Here is a 17,381-nt window from a genome sequence, read left to right as displayed (position 1 = left end):
AAGCCCCCTCACCTTGGCCCTCTCCCCGAGGGAGAGGCCAGGGTGGGGCCGACCTTAATCAGAGATCAGAGACCGTAGCTCATCAAACGGTCATAGCGACGCTTGAGCAGCGTTTCGTGATCCAGCTTTTTCAGCATATTCAGCTGAGAAATCAGATCTGCACGAATGCTGGCAGACGCGGCCACAGGATCACGGTGAGCGCCACCCAAAGGCTCGCCAATCACCTTGTCGACAATGCCCAGGCCTTTCAAGCGCTCAGCGGTAATGCCCATTGCTTCGGCTGCATCCGGCGCTTTTTCGGCGGTTTTCCACAGAATCGACGCGCAGCCTTCTGGCGAAATCACGGCGTAAGTGGAGTACTGCAACATGTTCAACTGATCGCACACACCAATCGCCAAGGCACCGCCTGAACCGCCTTCACCGATAACAGTGGCGATGATCGGGGTTTTCAAGCGCGCCATGACACGCAGGTTCCAGGCAATGGCTTCGCTCTGGTTGCGCTCTTCAGCATCGATACCCGGATACGCACCCGGCGTGTCGATAAAGGTCAGGATCGGCATCTTGAAGCGCTCGGCCATTTCCATCAAACGGCAAGCTTTACGGTAGCCTTCAGGGCGCGGCATGCCGAAGTTACGGCGCACCTTTTCACGTACTTCGCGACCCTTCTGGTGACCGATCACCATTACCGGCTGATCGTCCAGACGCGCAATGCCGCCCACAATGGCCGCATCGTCCGAAAAGTGACGGTCGCCGTGCAGTTCATCGAACTCAGTGAAGATGTGGTCGATGTAGTCCAGTGTGTAAGGGCGGCGCGGGTGACGGGCCAGGCGGGCAATCTGCCAACTGGTCAGCTTGCCGAAAATATCTTCAGTCAGCGTTTTGCTTTTGTCTTGCAGGCGAGAGATTTCATCGCTGATGTTCAGCGAATTGTCATTACCGACCAGGCGCAACTCTTCGATTTTGGCTTGCAGGTCAGCAATCGGCTGTTCGAAATCAAGAAAATTCGGGTTCATAAGCATCCGTCTTGGGTCGGCGGCAAAGCATGCCAGAAGGTCTGAGGCCCAGCATTTGCTGGTGCATCCAAACAGACTGGGGCAGCCGGTTGATCTGTATCGCGCCTACCTTAAGGGACAGGCGCTCTCAGGTCGAGATTAAAAATTAGGGTCGAGGTCAGGGCGCGTGTCACGCCCCTGACCGTCAACGGTATTGGAGGAAGACGTTGTCTCGCCCAAACTGGTCACGCAAGGCTTGAATCAAGCTGTCTGCCGGATCGATTCTCCAGCTCTCTCCGAACTGCAACATCGTCTTGGCATCGCCCCCTGTGTATTCCATGGTAATCGGGCAAGCGCCGCGGTGCTTCTTCAGCAAATCGCCCAACTGACGTAACTGATCACCTTTGAGAGCGGCGTGATTGACTTTCAGGCGCAAGCTTTCAGCCAAACTGGTACGCGCATCTTCCATGCTCATCACCCGCTTGACCCGCAGACGCAAGCCGCCGGAGAAGTCGTCATTACTGACCTCCCCTTCGACGACCACCATCGCATCGGTCTGCAACAGCGATTGCGCAGAATGGAACGCTTCGGCAAACAAGGAGGCTTCTATGCGGCCCGAACGGTCATCAAGCGTGATGAAGCCCATCTTGTCGCCTTTTTTGTTCTTCATGACGCGCAGGGCGATGATCATGCCGGCAACCGTCTGCGTATCGCGAGCAGGCTTGAGGTCGATAATGCGCTGGCGGGCAAAACGACGGATTTCGCCTTCGTATTCATCGATCGGATGGCCGGTCAGGTAAAGGCCCAGCGTGTCTTTCTCACCCTTGAGTCGCTCTTTGAGCGTCAGCTCCTTGGCTTTGCGATGGTTGACATACACGTCGGCATCTTCTGCGACAAACACGCCACCAAACAGATCATCGTGGCCACTGTCATGGGTACGCGCGGTTTGCTCTGCCGCCTTGATCGCGCCTTCCAGAGCGGCCAGCAGAATTGCACGGTTCTGATCGATGCTGGCCTGATAAGCCTTGGGTTCGTCATGGAAGCAAGGCCCCAGACGGTCCAGCGCCCCACTGCGGATCAAGCCATCAAGGGTGCGCTTATTGATGCGCTTGAGGTCAACTCGGGCACAGAAATCGAACAGATCCTTGAAGGGTCCATCCTGTCGCGCCTCGGTAATGGCCTCGACCGGGCCTTCACCCACGCCCTTGATAGCGCCCAAACCGTAAATAATCCGACCTTCGTCGTTCACCGTGAACTTGTATTCGGAGGCATTCACGTCCGGTGCGTCGAGACGCAGCTTCATCGTGCGCACTTCTTCGATCAAGGTCACAACCTTGTCGGTGTTGTGCATGTCCGCCGAAAGTACCGCCGCCATGAACGGCGCCGGATAGTGCGTCTTCAGCCATGCGGTCTGATACGACACCAGGCCATATGCCGCCGAGTGAGACTTGTTAAAGCCATAACCGGCGAACTTCTCCACCAGGTCAAAAATGTTACCGGCAAGGTCAGCGTCGATGTTGTTGTTGGCACAACCTTCAATGAAACCACCGCGCTGCTTGGCCATTTCTTCGGGTTTTTTCTTGCCCATGGCGCGACGCAACATATCAGCCCCGCCGAGGGTATAACCGGCCATGACCTGTGCAATCTGCATCACCTGTTCTTGATACAGAATGATGCCGTAGGTCGGGGCCAATACCGGCTTGAGGCCTTCGTACTGGTAATCCGAGTGCGGATACGCCAATTCGGCGCGACCGTGTTTACGGTTGATAAAGTCGTCAACCATGCCGGATTGCAGCGGGCCCGGACGGAACAGGGCCACCAGTGCGATCAAGTCTTCCAGGCAGTCGGGCTTGAGCTTTTTGATCAGCTCTTTCATGCCGCGCGACTCAAGCTGGAACACCGCCGTGGTCTCAGCCTTTTGCAGCAATTGATACGTCGGTTTGTCGTCCAGCGGGATAAAGGCGATATCCAGCGCCGGCTCGTCGACCTTGGCGCGCTCGCGGTTAATGGTTTTGAGCGCCCAGTCGATGATCGTCAGCGTGCGCAAGCCCAGGAAGTCGAACTTCACCAGACCTGCGGCCTCGACGTCATCCTTGTCGAACTGGGTGACCAGACCACCGCCCTCTTCGTCGCAATAAATCGGCGAGAAATCGGTCAATTTAGTCGGCGCAATGACCACACCACCCGCGTGCTTGCCGACGTTACGCACAACGCCTTCAAGCTTGCGTGCCATGTCCCAGATTTCGGCGGCTTCTTCATCGACCTTGATAAAGTCGCGCAGGATTTCTTCCTGCTCATAGGCTTTTTCAAGTGTCATGCCGACTTCAAACGGAATCATCTTCGACAGACGATCTGCCAGGCCGTATGACTTGCCCTGCACCCGCGCCACGTCTCGAATCACGGCTTTGGCCGCCATCGAACCAAAGGTAATGATCTGGCTTACCGCGTTGCGGCCGTACTTCTCGGCCACGTATTCAATGACCCGGTCCCGACCATCCATGCAGAAGTCGACGTCGAAGTCGGGCATCGATACCCGTTCCGGGTTCAGGAATCGTTCGAACAGCAGGTCATATTCAAGCGGGTCAAGGTCCGTGATCTTTTGAACATAGGCCACCAGAGATCCGGCACCCGACCCACGGCCCGGCCCCACGGGCACGCCATTGCTTTTGGCCCACTGGATGAAGTCCATTACGATCAGGAAGTAACCTGGAAACCCCATCTGGATGATGATATCCAGCTCGAAATTCAGTCGATCGACGTACACCTGACGCTTGGCGTCGTAATCTTCAGTGGTATCTCTGGGCAGCAAGACGCTCAGGCGCTCTTCCAGGCCATCGAACGACACTTTGCGGAAGTATTCATCGATGGTCATGCCATCGGGAATCGGGAAGTTAGGCAAAAAGTGCTTACCCAGCTTCACTTCGATATTGCAGCGCTTGGCGATTTCGACCGTGTTTTCTAGTGCTTCGGGCAAATCGCTGAACAGCTCAGCCATTTCCTCGGCGCTTTTAAGGTATTGCTGATCGCTGTAGTTTTTTGAGCGACGCGGGTCATCAAGCGCACGCCCTTCACCAATGCACACGCGCGTTTCATGCGCCTCAAAGTCCTGTTGCTTAATGAAGCGCACATCGTTCGTGGCCACCAACGGTGCACCGATCTTGTCGGCCAGTGCCACCGCAGCATGCAGGTGCTCTTCATCATTGGGACGTTTGGTGCGTTGCACTTCCAGATAAAAACGATCCGCAAATACATCCATCCATTCGCGGGCCAGGGTCTCGGCCTCTTCAGTGTTACCACTGATCAGCGCGACACCGATCTCGCCCTCTTTGGCGGCCGACAACATGATCAGGCCTTCAGACGCCTCAGCCACCCATTCGCGCTCAATGATGACCTGACCGTTGCGCTGGCCATCAATAAAACCACGGGAAATCAGTTCAGTCAGGTTGCGATAACCCACGCCGTTCATCGCCAACAGGCTGATGCGACTCAAGGGGTTTTCCGGATCTTTGTTCGACAGCCACAAATCCGCGCCGCTGATTGGCTTGATTCCGCCGCCCATGGCCGCTTTATAGAACTTGACCAATGAACACATGTTGTTCTGATCAGTTACCGCCACAGCGGGCATGTTCATGCCCGCAAGGGTTTTGATCAGCGGCTTGATCCGCACCAGGCCATCGACCAGGGAATATTCAGTGTGCAGGCGCAGGTGAACGAATGAAGCCGGCATGGTGATCCTGTCTATAAGCTTTGAGAAACAACAAGGCCCGGATTGTACCGGGCCTTGGCAAAAACATCAGCCTTGAGGCTAAACCTCGGTCAGACCTTCGCGCGCCTCGTAGGCTCGCCGCACCGGACCAAAGGAACGTCGGTGAATGGGTGTAGGACCAAGACGTTCAAGGGCTTCAAGATGTACAGCTGTCGGGTAGCCCTTGTGGCCGCCGATGCCATAACCCGGATATTGCAGCTCAAAAGCGGCCATCTCGCGGTCACGACTGACCTTGGCCAAAATCGACGCTGCGGCAATCGCCGGTACTTTGCTATCGCCTTTTACAACGGCCTCAGCAGGCATTGTCAACGCAGGGCAACGATTGCCGTCGATCATTGCCAGTTTCGGGGTGATGCTCAACCCTTCTACGGCACGCTGCATGGCCAACATAGTGGCATGCAGAATATTCAACTCGTCAATCTCTTCAACTTCTGCGCGTGCAATGCACCAGCTCAGGGCCTTTTCGCAGATTTCGTCATAGAGCTTTTCGCGGCGCGCTTCGGTCAGTTTTTTCGAGTCATTAAGGCCCGCAATCGGGCGCGCAGGGTCGAGAATCACCGCCGCGGTCACGACCGCTCCACACAACGGGCCGCGACCGACTTCATCAACGCCGGCCACAAGATCTTCGACCAGATTGAAGTCCAATCCGATTTGCATAGTCACTTTACTCATTTGGATTGTGCAATCAGTTCCAACACGGCCTTGGCCGCCTGATTGGAGGCGTCGAGGCGCAATGTGCGATGTATGGCGTCAAACCCCTGCGTTTGCTCATCACCATTGTCCAGGAGCGGCAACAGGGTTTGCGCCAGTGCGTCAGGGGTGGCTGCGTCCTGTAATAACTCCGGCACCAACATGCGCTGGGCCAACAAATTAGGCAAAGACACGTAAGGACTTTTGACCAGACGCTTGAGAATCCAGAACGTGAGCCGCGCAAGCCGGTAAGCCACGACCATCGGCCGCTTGTACAACAACGCCTCAAGGGTCGCCGTACCAGACGCAATCAACACCGCATCACACGCTGCCAACGCCAAGTGCGATCGGCCGTCCAGCAGCGTCAGCGGCAAGTCGCGTCCAATCAGCAACTGCTCGACTTGCTCGCGTCGTGCGGCATTGGCGCACGGCAGCACAAAACGTACTTCAGGGCGGACTGCGTGGATTTTCTGCGCAGCATCGAGGAATAATCCTCCCAGCTTGCCCACCTCCCCCCCACGACTGCCGGGCATCAAAGCGACCAACGGCCCGTCTGCCAACCCTAACTCAGCGCGTGCTGCGGCTTTATCCGCGTGCAGCGGGATGGTGTCAGCCAGCGAATGCCCGACAAAACGCACCGGCACGCCGTGCTCTTCGTAGAATTTGGCTTCAAAAGGCAACAACGTGAGCATCAAGTCGCAGCCTTCGCGAATTTTAAGCACACGCTTCTGACGCCAGGCCCAGACCGACGGGCTGACGTAATGCACGGTTTTGATCCCGGCACGGCGTAATTGAAGCTCGATATTGAGGGTGAAGTCCGGAGCATCGATGCCGATGAACACGTCCGGCTTTTCGGCAATAAGTGTCTGAACCAGCTCCTTGCGACGCTTGAGCAGTTCACGCAAGCGACCCAGTACTTCAACCAGCCCCATGACAGAGAGACGTTCCATCGGGAAGTAAGAGCGCATGCCCTCGGCCTCCATCAACGGACCACCGACCCCGATAAACTCAACATCAGGGTGCTGGGCTTTGAGTGCCCGCATCAAACCCGAACCCAAAATATCGCCCGAGGCTTCCCCCGCCACCAGCGCAATACGCAATCTGGCCATGATCAGCGGGTGATGCCACGTGTGGAAGAACGGATGGAGTCGACAAACAGGGCAACTTCGGGAAATTGCGCGGCGGGATCAGCCAGCTCGACAAGCGCTTGCTCCACCGTCAGCCCCTGGCGGTAAACCACTTTGTAAGCGCGGCGCAGCGCATGGATGGCATCTTCGCTGAAACCGCGACGGCGCATGCCTTCCAAGTTCATGCTGCGCGCTTCGGCAGGGCTGCCGAACACGGTTACAAACGCAGGAACATCCTTGCCTATCGCCGTGCCCATGCCGGAAAAGCTGTGAGCGCCGATATGGCAAAACTGATGAACCAAAGTGAAACCGGACAAAATCGCCCAATCCCCCATATGCACATGGCCCGCCAATGCGGCGTTGTTGACCAGAATGCAGTGGTTACCAATCACGCTGTCATGCCCGATATGGGCATACGCCATGATCAGGTTGTGATCACCCAACGTGGTCTCGGCACGGTCCTGAACCGTACCGCGATGGATGGTGACACCTTCACGAATCACATTGTGATCACCGATCACCAGCCGTGTTTCTTCGCCCTTGTACTTCAAGTCGGGCGTGTCTTCGCCTACCGAGGAGAACTGGTAGATGCGATTGTGTTTACCGATTTTGGTTGGGCCTTTGAGAATCACATGCGGCCCAATCACTGTCCCCTCGCCGATTTCCACACCTGCGCCGATGATCGACCAAGGGCCGACCTCGACGTCGTCGGCCAAAATGGCCGTCGGATCGATGATTGCGCGAGGGTCAATCAAACTCATAGTTTGCGTTCCGCACAGATAATTTCAGCCGAGCATACCGGCTTGCCATCAACCGACGCCTGGCACTCGAACTTCCAGATTTGACGCTTGCAGCTCAAGAACTTGGCTTCAAGGATCAATTGGTCGCCCGGCGTGACTGGCTGGCGGAAACGCAGCTTGTCGGAGCCTACGAAATAGTAAAGCGTGCCGTCAGCAGGCTTCAGGTCGAGCATTTTAAAACCAAGAATGCCCGCAGCCTGAGCCATCGCTTCAATGATCAGAACACCGGGCATGATCGGATGCGCCGGGAAGTGACCATTGAAGAAAGGCTCGTTGATGCTGACATTCTTGTAGGCACGAATGCGTTTGTTCTCGACATCCAGATCCACCACTCGATCCACCAGCAGGAACGGGTAACGGTGAGGCAGATATTCGCGAATCTCGTTGATGTCCATCATTTCGTGGGGAAGCCTGTAATAAAGATTGGGCGCGCGCGACAAAGGCGGGCTCCTCTAGCAAATCAAGCGCACAAACCAGTGGTTCTGCGCACCTGATATGGAAATAGTATTAGCTTTCAGATGAAGCGATACCCTCAGGGGTCACTTCTCGACGCGCTTTTCCAGTTGTTTCAACCTTCTTGCGATGTCGTCCAGCTGGCGAATACGTGCTGCACTCTTGCGCCACTCAGCCGCTGGTTGCATCGCCGTACCGGAAGAATAGGCGCCTGGCTCGGTAATCGAATGCGTCACCATGGTCATGCCGGTGAGAAAAACGTTATCGCAGACCTCGATATGCCCCACCAGCCCCACACCGCCGGCCAACATGCAGTGTTTGCCGATTTTAGTGCTTCCCGAAATCCCGACACACGCGGCCATCGCCGTATGGTCACCGATCTGCACGTTGTGCGCGATCTGAATCTGGTTATCAAGCTTGACGCCATTGCCAATGACCGTATCTGCCAGTGCACCGCGGTCGATAGCCGTGTTGACGCCAATTTCAACGTCATCACCAATGGACACGCCGCCGATCTGGGCGATTTTTTGCCACACACCTTTCTCGTTGGCAAAACCGAAGCCTTCGCCCCCCAGCACCGCACCTGACTGAATGACCACGCGCTTGCCGATGCGAACATCGTGATAAAGCGTCACGCGGGGAGCCAGCCAGCCACCTTCGCCGATTTCGCAGCGAGCGCCGATAAAGCAATGAGGGCCAATGGTAACGCCGGCCGCAATGCGCGCACCGCTTTCAATTACCGCAAAGGCACCAATGCTTGCCGCAGGATCAATCACTGAGTCAGCCGCAATTACCGCAGTAGGATGAACCCCGGCCACGGCTTTGGGCTTGGGATCAAACAGGTGGGAAATACGGGCATACGCCAGATAAGGGTCGGGCACAATCAACGCATCACCGACATACCCTTCGGCATCGGCTGACTTGAGCAATACAGCTCCAGCCTGACAATCCACCAGGTATTTTCGGTATTGAGGGTTGGCCAGAAAGCTCAACTGAGATGGGCCAGCCTCTTGTAAAGTGGCTAGCCCAGTGATTTCTTTCTCCGCGCTGCCACGCAAGGTGGCACCGAGGAACTCGGCCAAATAGCCGAGTTTTATAGTCGCAGTCATAATTACTTCAGCTGATTCATGCGCTCAATGACTTGGCGAGTGATGTCGTACTGAGGCTTTACATCAATCACAGCACCACGCTCGAACACCAGGTCAAAGGCACCTTTCTTGATGACTTCTTCAACAGCGCTGTCCAGTTTTGGCTTCAGCTGTTTCAGCATTTCACGGTCAGCAACTGCTTTGGCTTCATTCAGCTCCTTGGACTGGAACTGGAAATCGCGGGCCTTTTGCTTGAATTCAAGCTCCAGACGCTCACGCTCGCCTTGCTGCATTTTGTCGCCGCCTTTGACCAAACGATCCTGAATGCCTTTGGCACTGCTTTCCAGGGACTTGAGCTTAGTCAGTTGCGGACCGAATTTTTTCTCGGCATCGACGGCGTAACGCTTGGCAGCGTCCGATTCGAGCAGCGCCATCTGATAGTTCAGTACGGCGATTTTCATGTCGGCGAACGCCGGACCTGCTACCAGAACCGAAGCCAGGAGAACCAATTGAGTCAACTTACGCACGATGCACTCCTACAAAATCGTTGTGTTATCTGAAGTCAGGCTTTTAGAAAGTCTGGCCGAGAGAGAATTGGAACACCTGTGTATCGGCATCATCCGGTTTCTTGATTGGCATCGCCAAGCTGAAGCTCAACGGACCAAGAGCAGTGACCCACGTTACGCCAACACCCACAGAACTGGCCAGGTTGCTAAAGCCGATATCGCAATCTTTGGTATCGCCTTTGCAGTTCGTGTCGAACACGTTACCCACATCCCAGAATACGGAGGTGCGCAGGGAGCGTTGATCTTTCACAAACGGCATTGGGAAGAGCACTTCAACACCACCCTGGATCAGCACGTTACCACCGAATGGCAGCGAATCCTGGTCCGGGTCGACCAAGGTACCGTTCTTACCTGTACTTGGCGTACTGCGAGGACCCAAGGCACTGTCTTTAAAGCCACGTACCGAGTTGAAACCACCGGCGTAGTAATTCTCGTAGAACGGAAGCCCTGAGGTTGAACCATAACCATCACCATAGCCCAGCTCAGTGTGCAGGCGCATGGTGTAGGTATCAGTCAACGGCTGGAACAGCTGTGCACGGTAATCCAGTTTGTAGAATTGCAGGTCGCTGCCCGGAATAGTGGTCTCAAGCGTCAGGCTTTGCGAGCTACCGCGGGTTGGCAACACACCTTTGTTCAGCGTCGACTCGGACCAGCCCACCGATGCCTTGAAGTTGAGGTACTTGTCACCTTCACGGTTTACGAAGTCGAAAATCTCGTCGACGGTGTAATCACCTGTGCTGATTTCATCCTGCTGCACGCTCAGGCCATAGGTCAGACGTGACGTATCGCTGATCGGGTAGCCCATGGTGATGCCTGCACCCAGGCTGTCCACCGAATAGTTTGCAACATCAACGTCGAGTTCTTTGTAGTCAGTGGTGCGATAGAACGCGTTGTAGCCCAGGCTCACGCCATCGGCAGTCCAGTAAGGATCAACGTAGCTGAAGTTGTAACGGCTCTGGTACTCACTGCGGGTCAAGCCGAGGCTGACGCGGTTACCGGTACCCAGGAAGTTGTTCTGAGTGATCGAGCCACCGAGGATCAAACCGGCGCTCTGGGCAAAGCCGACGCTGGCGGTGATCGAGCCGGAGGCTTGTTCTTCTACGGCGTAGTTAACGTCAACCATGTCGTCAGTGCCTGGCACTGCCGGGGTTTCTACGTTCACTTCCTTGAAGAAGCCCAGACGCTCAAGACGCACCTTGGACTGATCAATGAGGTAAGTCGACGCCCAGCCGCCTTCCATTTGACGCATTTCGCGGCGCAGCACCTGGTCTTCAGATTTGGTGTTGCCACGGAAGTTGATGCGGTTAACGTAAGCACGCTTGCCCGGATCAACCACAAACGTAATGGCTACGGTGTGATCTTCAGGGTTTGGCTGCGGCACGCCGTTAACGTTGGCAAAGGTATAGCCTTCGTTACCCAGACGACGGGTAATCAGCTCAGAGGTGGTGGTCATCAGCTTACGCGAGAACACCTGGCCCGGCTGAACCAGCAGCAGCGATTTGATCTGGTCTTCTGGGACCTTGAGGTCACCGCTCAGCTTGACTTCACCCACATTGAATTTTTCGCCTTCGTTCACGTTGACCGTGATGTAGACGTTTTTCTTGTCGGGCGTGATCGAGACCTGAGTCGAAGCAATATCCATATTGATATAGCCGCGATCGAGGTAGTAAGAGCGCAGACGTTCAAGGTCGCCCGAGAGTTTTTCACGCGCATACTTGTCGTCATTCTTGAAGAACGACAACCAGTTGGTGGTTTTCAGCTCGAACAGATCAACGAGGTCGTCTTCCGGGAAAACAGTATTACCCACCACGTTGATGTGCTGGATGGCTGCCACCGTGCCTTCGTTGATATTGACCTTCAAGGCAACCCGGTTGCGCGGCTCGGACACCACTTCGGTGTCCACCGTAGCCGAGTAGCGGCCTTGGGCAACGTACTGACGTTGCAGCTCGTTACGCACACCTTCAAGGGTGGCGCGCTGGAAGATTTCGCCTTCGGCAAGACCCGACTGTTTAAGACCTTTCATCAGGTCGTCAGTGGAGATCGCCTTGTTACCGTCAATGGTGATGCTGGAGACGGAAGGACGTTCGACAACCGTAATGACAAGCACATTGCCATCACGACCCAGTTGGATGTCCTGAAAGAACCCGGTTTTGAACAACGCACGAGTGGATTCCACCAAACGGCGGTCATCCGCTACCTCACCCACGTTCAGCGGCAACGCGCCAAACACGCTACCAGCGGAAACCCGCTGCAGCCCGTTGACACGAATATCAGAGATAGTGAAGGACTCGGCGTGAACTTCGGCGATCATCAGTACGGCGAGAACCGCAGTTAGCAGCAGACGTTTCATGAAGTCCTTTCTTATTCCAACTGGCAATAAACAAACTGCCGCAAAATGCGGCAGATTCGCAATTCAGCGAAGCGTTTACAGACGGCCCAGATCGTTGACCAGAGCAAGTAACATCACCCCGATCACCAAACTGATACCGATCTGCATTCCCCAACCCTGCACCCGATCCGACAAGGGACGACCACGCGCCCACTCGATCAGATAAAACAACAAATGTCCCCCATCCAATACTGGTATGGGCAACAAGTTCAGAACCCCAAGACTGATACTCAGATAAGCCAGGAAATTCAGGAAATCCGCAACACCCGACTGGGCAGAAGCGCCCGCCACTTTAGCAATGGTTATCGGTCCACTCAAGTTTTTTACCGAGAGCTCGCCGAACAACATTTTCTTAAGTGAGTCGAGCGTCAATACGCTCATGGTCCAAGTGCGTTTTGCGCCCTCGCCAATTGCGGCTAGCGGACCGTAACTGACCTCACGAATCATCTCGGGCGGCCAGTCCACACCCTTGACCCCTGCCCCCAGATAACCCGTGGCAGCCTTGCCTTCACCGCGCGCAGCCAAGGTGACAGGCACCTCAAGGGGCACACCATCACGCGCTACACGCAATACGATCTGCGCACCCGGGCGCTCACGAACCCAATCCACCACTTGCTGCCAGTCCTTGACCGGCTGATCGTTCATGGCCAGCAGCGTGTCCGCTGTCTTGAGCCCGGCAGCATGCGCAGGGCCCTTTGGGTCCAGCTCGGCCAAAACAGCCGGCAACTCGGGGCGCCAGGGGCGAATACCCAAAGAACTGATAGGATCCGGCTCGTTGGCGCCTTTTAGCCAATCATGCAACACCACCTGATGCGCGGACTCTGAAGTCGAACCGGCATCACGCACGGCTACTTGAATCGTCCCGCTCTCACCCAGGCGACGCACCAACTGCAAATTGACGTTGGACCAGCCGGTCGTCGGCTCGCCATCAATGGCGACGATTTCCTGACCGGCCACCAGACCGGCCTGCGCAGCCAGGCTACCGCTTTCGACCGCACCAATGACCGGGCGCACCTGCTGGCTGCCCAACATGGCCAAAATCCAGAAAAACAGCATCGCCAACATGAAGTTCGCAATCGGGCCTGCTGCAACGATCGCAATACGCTGCCCAACAGTTTTGCGGTTAAAGGACTGATCCAACTGATCGACAGGGACGTCGCCCTCCCGCTCATCAAGCATTTTTACGTAGCCACCCAACGGAATGGCTGCCACCACAAATTCAGTGCCCTGGCGATCGCGCCAACGCAGTAACGGCGTGCCGAAGCCCACAGAGAAACGCAGAACCTTGACGCCGCAACGGCGCGCCACCCAAAAGTGACCGAATTCATGAAAAGTGACCAGCACCCCCAATGCCACCAGGGTGCCAACAATCATATAAAGCGCACTCATCTACTTTCTCCGCGATCCTGTCCGGTTCCGGCAAGCAGCCCTGATCAACCCTTACGGCTCAACCATTGTTCAGCCGATACACGCGCCTTGGCATCAGCGGCAAATACTGCCTCCAATTCGTCGACGGCTACCACAGGCTCTTTATTTAGAACGTCTTCAATCAACTGAGCAATCTGCGGGTAGCGAATCCGACCACCCAAAAACGCCGCCACCGCCACTTCATTGGCCGCGTTGAGCATGGCTGGCGCACTGTTGCCAGCCGCTGCGGCCTCGCGCGCCAGGCGCAAGCATGGAAAACGCTGCTCATCCGGGCGTTGGAAGTCCAGCCGCGCCACCGAAAAGAGGTCCAGGGGCGCGACCCCCGAATCAATACGCTCTGGCCAGGCCAATGCATTGGCAATCGGGGTTCGCATGTCCGGGTTACCCAACTGCGCCAACACCGAGCCATCTATATAGTCCACCAGCGAGTGAATCACGCTTTGCGGATGAATCACCACTTCAACCTGACTTGGCTTGGCGTCGAACAGCCAGCACGCCTCAATCAACTCAAGCCCTTTGTTCATCATGCTGGCTGAATCGACTGAAATTTTGCGCCCCATCGACCAATTGGGATGAGCGCACGCCTGATCAGGGGTCACCCGCTCCAGGTCAGCCAATGGCGTTTCACGGAAAGGACCGCCTGAGGCCGTCAGCAAAATACGCCGAACACCCACACGACCCAAGCCGCGCGCAAAATCCTGCGGCAAGCACTGAAAGATCGCGTTGTGCTCACTGTCAATGGGCAACAACACTGAGCCACTGCGGCGCACCGCCTGCATGAACAAAGCGCCTGTCATTACCAACGCTTCTTTGTTCGCCAGCAGTATTTTCTTGCCCGCATTGACCGCCGCCAGCGTAGGACGCAGCCCTGCTGCACCGACAATCGCCGCCATCACGGCATCGACTTGCGGCGCCGACGAAATATCACACAAGCCTTGCTCGCCGACCAACACTTCGGTACTCAGGCCCGCAGCGCACAAACCGGCTTGCAACTCAAGCGCGGCCTGCGCATGTGGCACCACCGCGACCTGTGGCCTGTGCTGCACGCACAAGGCCAGCAGTTCATTGAGGCGACTATAGCCGCTCAAGCCAAACACCTGATAACGATCTGGGTGACGCGCAATCACATCCAGGGTACTCAGGCCAATAGAACCTGTTGCACCCAGCACCGTGATGAATTGAGGACGACTCATGATGCCGCCATCCACAGCAACACCGCGAACACAGGGATCGCCGCCGTCAGGCTGTCAATGCGATCCAGCACACCGCCATGGCCCGGCAATAGATTGCTGCTGTCTTTGATGCCCGCCTGACGCTTGAACATGCTTTCTGTGAGGTCGCCCACCACCGAAATCAATACTACAACCGCCGCACCCGCCAACGCAGCAACCATCTCGCCGGCGCTCCAGCCGCGCACAATGCCAACCACAAGCGTGATCAGCAGGCTCAGGACCAAGCCACCGAAGACGCCTTCCCAGCTTTTACCGGGGCTGACTTTAGGGGCGAGTTTGCGCTTGCCAAATTTACGCCCTGAAAAATAGGCGCCGATGTCTGCCCCCCACACCAACACCATCACCGCCATGATCAGCCAATTGCCCAGCGCCATGGCCTTGATCATGACCAACCCCTGCCAGGCAGGCAGCAGGATCAGCAGGCCAATCACCAGCTTTGCCGCCGTGCTCGACCAGCGCGAAGCCGACTCGGGGAACGTCAGCACCAAAAAGGTGGCCGCCGCCCACCACACCACCGCAGCCGCCAGCACCCAGGGCGCGAGGTCAGGCAATAAGTGCAGGCAAAACAGCAGGAGCGCAACGATGACGGCGAAGCCAACACGGGCAGCTTGAGCGGTAAAACCGGCCAACCGCGCCCATTCCCATGCGCCCAGCGTCACAACCAGCCCTATAAAGAGCGCAAAGTTGGACCCTTCAAGCAGGAAAAAACCGCACAAGGCGATTGGCAGCAAGATAAGTGCAGTGATGATGCGTTGTTTAAGCATTAAACCCGGGCTCCAGCCTCAACCTGCTCGCTCGTTTTACCGAAGCGACGCTGGCGAGAAGCGAAATCAGCCAATGCATGACGCATGGCTTCGTGTTTGAAGTCCGGCCAGAACAGGTCGGAGAAGTAGAGTTCGGAATAGGCCAACTGCCACAGCAAGAAATTACTGATGCGATGTTCGCCACCGGTGCGGATGCACAAATCAGGCAACGGCAGATCGCCAGTTACCAGACAGGTTTGCAGCAAATCGGGCGTGATGTCTTCAGGTTGCAAATGACCCGCCTGAACCTCACGCGCCAAGCGCTGAGCGGCCTGAGCAATGTCCCACTGACCGCCGTAATTAGCGGCAATTTGCAGTACAAAGCGTCCAGGCCCGGCAGTGATCGTCTCCGCTTCACGCATCGCCGCTTGCAGCTCGGGATGGAAACGTGAGCGATCACCGATAATGCGCAGACTGATGTTGTTTTCGTTGAGGCGCTTGGCCTCACGACGCAACGCCTTGAAGAATAAATCCATCAAGGCGCTGACTTCAGCCGCAGGTCGCTGCCAGTTTTCACTGGAAAAAGCGAACAAAGTGAGCACCTCGACCTTAGCCTCGGCGCACACCTCAATCACTGCACGGACAGCATCCACGCCCGCTTTATGCCCGGCAACCCCCGGCATAAAGCGCTTTTTCGCCCAGCGATTATTGCCATCCATGATGATCGCGACATGTCGCGGCACCGATGGCGACACAGCCTGCTTGGTCTTTTCCATAAAACGCCCAGACCCTTATACGGCCATCAGGTCCGCTTCTTTCTGCTTGGTCGCCGTTTCAATATCAGCAACAGCCTTGTCGGTCAGCTTCTGGATATCATCAGCAGCACGGCGCTCTTCGTCTTCGCTGATTTCTTTTTCTTTGACCAGGTCTTTCAACTGGCTCAAGGCATCACGACGGATGTTACGCACAGCAATACGCGCATCTTCTGCGGCGTCACGCGCTTGCTTGGCAAAAACCTTTCGGGTTTCTTCCGTCAGGGCCGGCATGGAGATGAGCAGCAACTCGCCCAGATTGGTCGGATTGAGGTTCAGGCCAGCGCTCTGGATTGCCTTGTCGACTGCACCGAGCATGTTGCGCTCGAACGCCACCACTTGCAGGGTGCGAGAGTCTTTAACGGTAATGTTGGCGACTTGGCTAATCGGAGTATCCGAGCCGTAGTAAGGCACCATCACGCTGCCCAGAATGCTTGGGTGAGCCTTGCCGGTACGGATCTGGCCAAATGCATGGCTCAGCGACTCCAGCGACTTTTGCATGCGCGTTTGTGCGTCTTTTTTGATTTCGTTAATCATTGTTGACCTTCCTCGATCAGAGTGCCTTCAGCACCGCCGTGAACAATGTTAAGCAGGGCGCCTGGCTTGTTCATGTTAAATACGCGCAATGGCATTTTGTGGTCGCGGCACAGACAGATAGCCGTCAGGTCCATAACGCCCAGCTTGCGATCCAGCACTTCATCGTAAGTCAGATGATCGAACTTCTCGGCATGCGGGTCTTTGAATGGATCTGCGGTGTATACGCCGTCAACCTTGGTGGCTTTAAGCACCACATCAGCGTCGATTTCAATGGCTCGCAAGCAGGCGGCAGAATCCGTTGTGAAGAATGGATTGCCCGTACCCGCAGCGAAAATCACCACTTCTTTCGCGTTCAAGTGGCGCATCGCCTTGCGACGGTCATAGTGATCCGTCACGCCGACCATGGAAATGGCCGACATTACGATGGCGGAGATATTCGCACGTTCCAGCGCATCGCGCATGGCCAAGGCGTTCATCACGGTTGCCAGCATGCCCATGTGGTCGCCGGTGACACGATCCATGCCGGCAGCACTCAACGCAGCGCCACGGAACAGGTTGCCACCACCAATCACCAAACCTACCTGAACGCCGATGCCAACCAATTGGCCAACTTCCAGCGCCATGCGGTCGAGGACCTTGGGGTCGATCCCGAAATCTTCAGAGCCCATCAGGGCCTCGCCGCTTAGCTTGAGTAGAATGCGTTTATAGCGAGCTTGATAACCACTGCCCTGCTGAGCCATTGCGAATCTCTCCTGCCG

General features: G+C 56.1%; 14 protein-coding genes and 1 pseudogene. All 15 read right to left on the bottom strand.

Going from position 1 to position 17,381, the window contains the following annotated elements; genetic code table 11:
• Window positions 1-65 precede the first annotated feature (65 nt).
• Window positions 66-1,013 (bottom strand): acetyl-CoA carboxylase carboxyltransferase subunit alpha, encoded by a 948-nt coding sequence (locus tag TU86_RS05915; RefSeq protein WP_048363366.1) that lies wholly within the window; start codon window positions 1,011-1,013, stop codon window positions 66-68.
• A gap of 184 nt (window positions 1,014-1,197) precedes the next feature.
• Window positions 1,198-4,719 (bottom strand): DNA polymerase III subunit alpha, encoded by a 3,522-nt coding sequence (gene dnaE, locus TU86_RS05910; protein ID WP_048363365.1) that lies wholly within the window; start codon window positions 4,717-4,719, stop codon window positions 1,198-1,200.
• A 78-nt stretch (window positions 4,720-4,797) separates the two neighbouring features.
• Window positions 4,798-5,415, bottom strand: a complete 618-nt coding sequence (rnhB, locus tag TU86_RS05905; RefSeq protein WP_048363364.1) for a ribonuclease HII — start codon at window positions 5,413-5,415, stop codon at window positions 4,798-4,800.
• A gap of 11 nt (window positions 5,416-5,426) precedes the next feature.
• The gene (lpxB, locus tag TU86_RS05900) at window positions 5,427-6,557 is read right to left on the bottom strand and encodes a lipid-A-disaccharide synthase (protein ID WP_048363363.1); all 1,131 of its coding nucleotides are present in this window, start codon (window positions 6,555-6,557) and stop codon (window positions 5,427-5,429) included.
• A gap of 2 nt (window positions 6,558-6,559) precedes the next feature.
• A complete protein-coding gene (gene lpxA / locus TU86_RS05895; protein WP_048363362.1) occupies window positions 6,560-7,336 on the bottom strand; it encodes an acyl-ACP--UDP-N-acetylglucosamine O-acyltransferase in 777 nt (258 codons plus the stop codon).
• Window positions 7,333-7,773, bottom strand: coding sequence for a 3-hydroxyacyl-ACP dehydratase FabZ (gene fabZ, locus TU86_RS05890; RefSeq protein ID WP_048363361.1), 441 nt, complete (start codon window positions 7,771-7,773; stop codon window positions 7,333-7,335). The genes lpxA and fabZ overlap by 4 nt, the downstream gene beginning before the upstream one ends.
• Before the next feature lie 109 nt (window positions 7,774-7,882).
• Window positions 7,883-8,937, bottom strand: a pseudogene (gene lpxD, locus TU86_RS05885) (UDP-3-O-(3-hydroxymyristoyl)glucosamine N-acyltransferase).
• Window positions 8,938-8,939: 2 nt separating this feature from the next.
• Complete coding sequence (locus TU86_RS05880; protein ID WP_003440444.1) at window positions 8,940-9,443, bottom strand: OmpH/Skp family outer membrane protein; 504 nt, start codon at window positions 9,441-9,443, stop codon at window positions 8,940-8,942.
• A 43-nt stretch (window positions 9,444-9,486) separates the two neighbouring features.
• Entirely contained in the window at window positions 9,487-11,832 is a 2,346-nt protein-coding gene (gene bamA / locus TU86_RS05875) for an outer membrane protein assembly factor BamA (protein WP_048363360.1), read from the bottom strand.
• Window positions 11,833-11,907: 75 nt separating this feature from the next.
• Entirely contained in the window at window positions 11,908-13,260 is a 1,353-nt protein-coding gene (rseP, locus tag TU86_RS05870) for an RIP metalloprotease RseP (RefSeq protein ID WP_048363359.1), read from the bottom strand.
• Between the two features lie 44 nt (window positions 13,261-13,304).
• Window positions 13,305-14,492 (bottom strand): 1-deoxy-D-xylulose-5-phosphate reductoisomerase, encoded by a 1,188-nt coding sequence (ispC, locus tag TU86_RS05865; protein WP_048363358.1) that lies wholly within the window; start codon window positions 14,490-14,492, stop codon window positions 13,305-13,307.
• On the bottom strand, window positions 14,489-15,295 hold the full coding sequence (locus tag TU86_RS05860) for a phosphatidate cytidylyltransferase (protein WP_048363357.1): 807 nt from the start codon (window positions 15,293-15,295) through the stop codon (window positions 14,489-14,491). The genes ispC and TU86_RS05860 overlap by 4 nt, the downstream gene beginning before the upstream one ends.
• The gene (uppS, locus tag TU86_RS05855; RefSeq protein ID WP_048363356.1) at window positions 15,295-16,050 is read right to left on the bottom strand and encodes a polyprenyl diphosphate synthase; all 756 of its coding nucleotides are present in this window, start codon (window positions 16,048-16,050) and stop codon (window positions 15,295-15,297) included. The genes TU86_RS05860 and uppS overlap by 1 nt, the downstream gene beginning before the upstream one ends.
• 15 nt (window positions 16,051-16,065) lie before the next feature.
• Window positions 16,066-16,623 (bottom strand): ribosome recycling factor, encoded by a 558-nt coding sequence (gene frr, locus TU86_RS05850; RefSeq protein WP_003440428.1) that lies wholly within the window; start codon window positions 16,621-16,623, stop codon window positions 16,066-16,068.
• Window positions 16,620-17,363 (bottom strand): UMP kinase, encoded by a 744-nt coding sequence (gene pyrH, locus TU86_RS05845; RefSeq protein ID WP_048363355.1) that lies wholly within the window; start codon window positions 17,361-17,363, stop codon window positions 16,620-16,622. The genes frr and pyrH overlap by 4 nt, the downstream gene beginning before the upstream one ends.
• Window positions 17,364-17,381: the final 18 nt, after the last annotated feature.

Origin of the sequence: Pseudomonas weihenstephanensis, assembly GCF_001043055.1 — a bacterium.
Taxonomy (GTDB): Bacteria; Pseudomonadota; Gammaproteobacteria; order Pseudomonadales; family Pseudomonadaceae; genus Aquipseudomonas; species Aquipseudomonas weihenstephanensis.
Note: the sequence above shows the minus strand (reverse complement) of the source record. Positions and strands in the feature narration are given on the sequence as shown.